This is a genomic window from Prevotella sp. HCN-7019 (genome assembly GCF_037890215.1).
Lineage (GTDB): Bacteria > Bacteroidota > Bacteroidia > Bacteroidales > Bacteroidaceae > Prevotella.
The window spans coordinates 1-4,591 of sequence record NZ_JBBKBO010000023.1 but is presented as its reverse complement, the minus strand read 5'-3'; the positions used below and the strand labels follow the sequence as shown (position 1 = coordinate 4,591).

The 4,591-nt window shown below is 34.2% G+C and carries 4 protein-coding genes and 1 pseudogene; 3 read left to right on the top strand and 2 right to left on the bottom strand.

The window, feature by feature from the left end; translation table 11 throughout:
• Positions 1-273: 273 nt before the first annotated feature.
• Complete coding sequence (locus WKT13_RS13265) at positions 274-663, bottom strand: desulfoferrodoxin (RefSeq protein ID WP_298620878.1); 390 nt, start codon at positions 661-663, stop codon at positions 274-276.
• A 303-nt stretch (positions 664-966) separates the two neighbouring features.
• On the opposite strand from WKT13_RS13265, the gene WKT13_RS13260 reads away from it, so the two are divergent.
• Positions 967-2,526 (top strand): sensor histidine kinase, encoded by a 1,560-nt coding sequence (locus tag WKT13_RS13260; RefSeq protein WP_298620876.1) that lies wholly within the window; start codon positions 967-969, stop codon positions 2,524-2,526.
• A gap of 6 nt (positions 2,527-2,532) precedes the next feature.
• A complete protein-coding gene (gene rprY, locus WKT13_RS13255) occupies positions 2,533-3,228 on the top strand; it encodes a response regulator transcription factor RprY (protein WP_298620874.1) in 696 nt (231 codons plus the stop codon).
• A 250-nt stretch (positions 3,229-3,478) separates the two neighbouring features.
• On the opposite strand, the pseudogene WKT13_RS13250 reads toward rprY, so the two are convergent.
• Positions 3,479-4,061, bottom strand: a pseudogene (locus WKT13_RS13250) (IS982 family transposase); the annotation flags it as partial.
• Positions 4,062-4,268: 207 nt separating this feature from the next.
• Here WKT13_RS13250 and WKT13_RS13245 point away from each other — a divergent pair.
• Positions 4,269-4,591 (top strand): hypothetical protein (locus tag WKT13_RS13245; RefSeq protein ID WP_340324227.1); only part of this gene is annotated, 323 nt, incomplete at its 3' end.

Here is a 4,591-nt window from a genome sequence, read left to right as displayed (position 1 = left end):
GGCATTGCTGCATATTGTTGCTTTCCAAAGAAGCCGTGTATCAATGTTTTACGAACGGTTGACACACAGATTGCATTGTTCTGAATTCGTCGAACTCACGTTATTTAAATAACGTTATTCTGATTTAAATCACCATAACACATTTACAAAAATAAAGAGTCACAGGAGAGTACCCTTTGACTCTTTACAATTATTTTTATCCTAAACTTCATGCGATTTCACATGATTACAAATACTTAATAAGCAGAAGTATACAAATATATTTAATAAATATTATTCGCTCTGTTTATTTGAACTCCAATGACCATGTAAATTGCAATATTCACGTGCATAAACATTCTTACAATCCGTATAAAAAACAGCTTCTGGTTTGTCACCAGGATTTAGATGTACACGCTGGATTTTGTTTTCCTCAACCAGTTCAATCCATTCTATATAATGGTTATCCAACATAGGATGTTCTATACTACCGACTTTAACCTTGTAGCCACCTTCTATGCTTTCTATAATAGGGACATGTTTCTCTTTTGCCGCATCAACTGTATTCTCTGTCAATAAATTCATTGGCTGCCCACAACATGACAGTGTGCCTGCTGCCATATGCATAATCTCTACAATGTTACCACAAATAGCACAACGGTAAACTTCTTTAAGCTTTGTCATATCCAATAAGTTTTTAGTTAAAACGTTTTATGTAAAACATTGATGTTTAATTTAATGTTACAAATAAAGTAAAAATATTTGATATATATAGCTTTTTCATAAATTATTGTGAATAATCTGGCTGTTTTCAACAAAAAAATAAATTGTCTATGGATAATCTAAAACATATCTCCAACCTATTACACAGTCTATACTTGCATATTTTCAACTATTTATCATTACGTAGGTTAATTATGTTAAAATTGACACAATAAATTAACTTTACATTGTTAACAATTTAAGGATTAATATATCTTTGTGGATATGAAAAAAAGTACGATTTGGATAATTGCAATCATAATGGGCTTTTCTTTTCTTGCACTGCTATATATGCAACTGAATTACATCCAGGAGATGGTAGACATGAAGAAAGAACAGTTTGACGAGTCCGTCAATAGAGCCCTGTATCAGGCTTCAAGAAATCTGGAGCTCAATGAAACTTTAAGGTATCTTGAGAAAGATGTAAATGAGACCGAACGCCGCGCATTCAAACGTGACTCTATTGGAACACGTTCGCGTCGTCCTGACGGCACTATACAGCAATCACATCAATATTATGTAACAGGAAAAGATGGAACAATATATTCATCATTTGAATTAAAGACTATAACCGTAAAGCCATCACAAATGCCAAAAGGCATGATATTGAATAGTGACAAGAGTACACTTTCTGAAGCTACAAAATCATTACAGGAAATAGTCAAAAACAGATATATATACCAAAAAGCCTTATTGGACGAGGTCGTATATTCAATTTTGTATTCGGCGTCAGAGAAACCTTTAAAAGAACGTATAAATTTCAAACTACTTGATCAGGACCTGAAAGCGGAATTGATGAACAACGGAATAAATATTCCATATCATTTCACAGTCTCAACACAAGATGGAAGAGAAGTATATCGTTGTCCTGATTTTACGGATGAAGGTGATGAATATACATATTCACAACTGTTGTTCAGAAACGACCCTCAAGCAAAAATGGGAGTAGTGAAAATACATTTTCCCGACATGGACTCATATATCTTCTCGTCAGTAAGATTCATGATTCCATCAATCGCATTCACAATGGTTCTGATAATCACGTTTATCTTCACTATTGTCATTGTGTTCCGTCAGAAGAGATATACGGAGATAAAGAACGACTTCATAAACAACATGACTCATGAATTGAAGACTCCGATCGCCAGCATATCACTTGCAGCACAGATGCTCAATGATGAAACGGTGACAAAGAGCCCAACAATGATGAAACACCTTGGAGGAGTAATAAATGACGAATCAAAACGTCTGAGATTCCTTGTTGAAAAGGTATTACAGATGTCGATGTTTGATAGAAAAAAAGCTGTATTTAAAAAGAAGAAACTCAATTTGAATGAGATGGTAGAAAATATCACACATTCATTCACGTTACGCGTTGAACACACAGGTGGAAAAATCTACACTGAAATTAAGGCAGACCGTCCTGCAATATACGTTGATGAGGTACACTTCCAGAACGTTATAAACAATCTGCTTGACAATGCAGTAAAATACCGCAAGCCGGATCAGCCAATAAATATATACATAAAGACATGGAATGATGACGAACATCTGTATCTTTCTATAAGAGATACAGGTTTGGGATTGAAGAAAGAAAATCTGAAGAAGATATTCGATAAATTCTATCGCGTCCACACCGGCAATGTACATGACGTAAAAGGATTTGGATTAGGTCTTGCTTATGTGAAAAAGATTGTCATGTTACATAATGGTGACATATCTGTTGACAGCGATTTCGGAAAAGGAACAAAATTTACAATTAAATTACCAATTATAAAAAGCTAAAGGATTATGGACGAAAAACTTAAAATTTTATTATGCGAAGATGATGAGAACTTAGGTATGCTTCTTCGTGAGTATCTGCAGGCAAAAGGATATATGGCCGAGTTATGTCCTGATGGCGAAGTTGGATATAAGGCATTCATGAAAACAAAATTTGATATTTGTGTTCTTGATGTGATGATGCCCAAAAAGGATGGCTTCACTCTCGCACAGGAAATACGTCAGGCTAACGCAGAAATTCCAATTATCTTCCTTACCGCCAAAACATTGAAAGAAGACATTCTGGAAGGTTTCAAGATTGGTGCAGATGATTATATCACCAAGCCATTCTCAATGGAAGAACTTGTATTCAGAATTGAGGCAATTCTGCGCCGTGTCCGCGGCAAGAAAAACAAAGAGAGCACTGTTTATCATATCGGACAGTTTACTTTTGACACACAGAAGCAGCTGTTGACAATAGGAGAGAAACAGACAAAACTGACCACCAAGGAAAATGAACTGTTGGCTCTGCTCTGTAGTCACGCCAACGAGATACTGCAGCGAGACTTTGCACTCAAGACAATATGGATTGACGACAACTATTTCAATGCGCGCTCAATGGATGTATACATTACCAAGCTTCGCAAACATCTGAAAGACGATGATCAGATAGAAATTATAAATATTCACGGAAAAGGATATAAACTTATAACACCAGAGGAATAAAAGCTAAAATACAATCAGGAAGATAAACATTATTATCTTCCTGATTTTTTATAAATATCATCTCTTAATAGACTTTTCATATTGACTTGCCCTATTCCACAGTATAAAATAGCAAGAGGGTAAACACAAATATATATATCAACATAAGTTCACTGAATTGTAGATGTTTATTAATGGAACAATCTTTGATTCAAGCCATATAAACTTTAATGATTTTATTGTAAACATCATGTGTACAATCGCCTCATACAATTGCACTCAAGAGATTAACAATAAAATTATCAACGGTTCTATGTCTTGAGTGTTCCACTTGTGCTATATTTTTGAGTTCGTCATTGACAGTTTCGATAATGGCCTGTTTCCTTAGAAGCAGTTTGTCTGATACGGACATCAGTGCATCTTTCATATTGCTCTTCAACTTGGTTATAAGATGTATTCCATCAACGAATAATCTCTGAAACAAGTTCTTTCCAATATATCCTTTATCACCGACGAGTTTTCCGTAGATGAATTCCACAAAGGCTTTGTATTCAAGAGGTTTACGGTCATCAATATCACCTGGCGTAATCATAAAATTCAGAAGTTCTCCACGTTCGTTGCATATAAGATGCAGCTTGAATCCGAAGAACCACCCCCATGGAACATTTTCCTCTTTGTGCTATTCCCTTGAACGTTTTATGAATATGGATTCTCTGGTTCCTGCATACCCGTAAAGGAGTGCTGTCAACAAAACTAATACCTGTGCATCTACCCAAAAGCACTTTCTTGATGAACAGAGCCAACGGGACAGCCACTTCTTTTCCCAGTTCAACAAAACGATTATAAGAGCTTACAACAATTTTCGCTAATCACAAAATTTACAAGGACTTATAATTCATCGAACTCACGTTAATATATAATACAAGTTAATGAAGGTCAGGTTAAGAAAACATCGAAATCAACAAGTATCAATTTAAAATTTAGTTAAATATAATAAAAATCATGTGTTTTAATAATAGATGTATATATTTGCAAAAAATATTATTGAAAAACTGCTTAATATGAAGAAATTACGTTTTATTACTTTGATAATATGGGTTGTAAGTATACCCATTATTTTTCTATTTGTCAATCTTTATGTAGATCATAAAGACGAAAGACTTAGAACCGAAATTAATGATAAAATTGAAGAAATATTTAAAGGTCGTGAGTATATAGATGTAGTATATTCAGGGAAGAAAGTTAGTTACGAAAAAGAAACATTGCCTAAAAAGCCCCAAAAGTCCTCATCTATTATAGCAGGTGAATATATATATGAAAGGGAAATTAGTAGCTGGAGAGACAAATACAGTGATCTTTATAAGATATATAAAATAAATAAAAA

Excerpts from the sequence above, each read along its gene's own strand:
- WKT13_RS13260 (WP_298620876.1), top strand. The coding sequence starts at position 967 with ATGAAAAAAAGTACGATTTGGATAATTGCAATCATAATGGGCTTTTCT.
- WKT13_RS13265 (WP_298620878.1), bottom strand. The coding sequence starts at position 663 with ATGACAAAGCTTAAAGAAGTTTACCGTTGTGCTATTTGTGGTAACATT.
- rprY (WP_298620874.1), top strand. The coding sequence starts at position 2,533 with ATGGACGAAAAACTTAAAATTTTATTATGCGAAGATGATGAGAACTTA.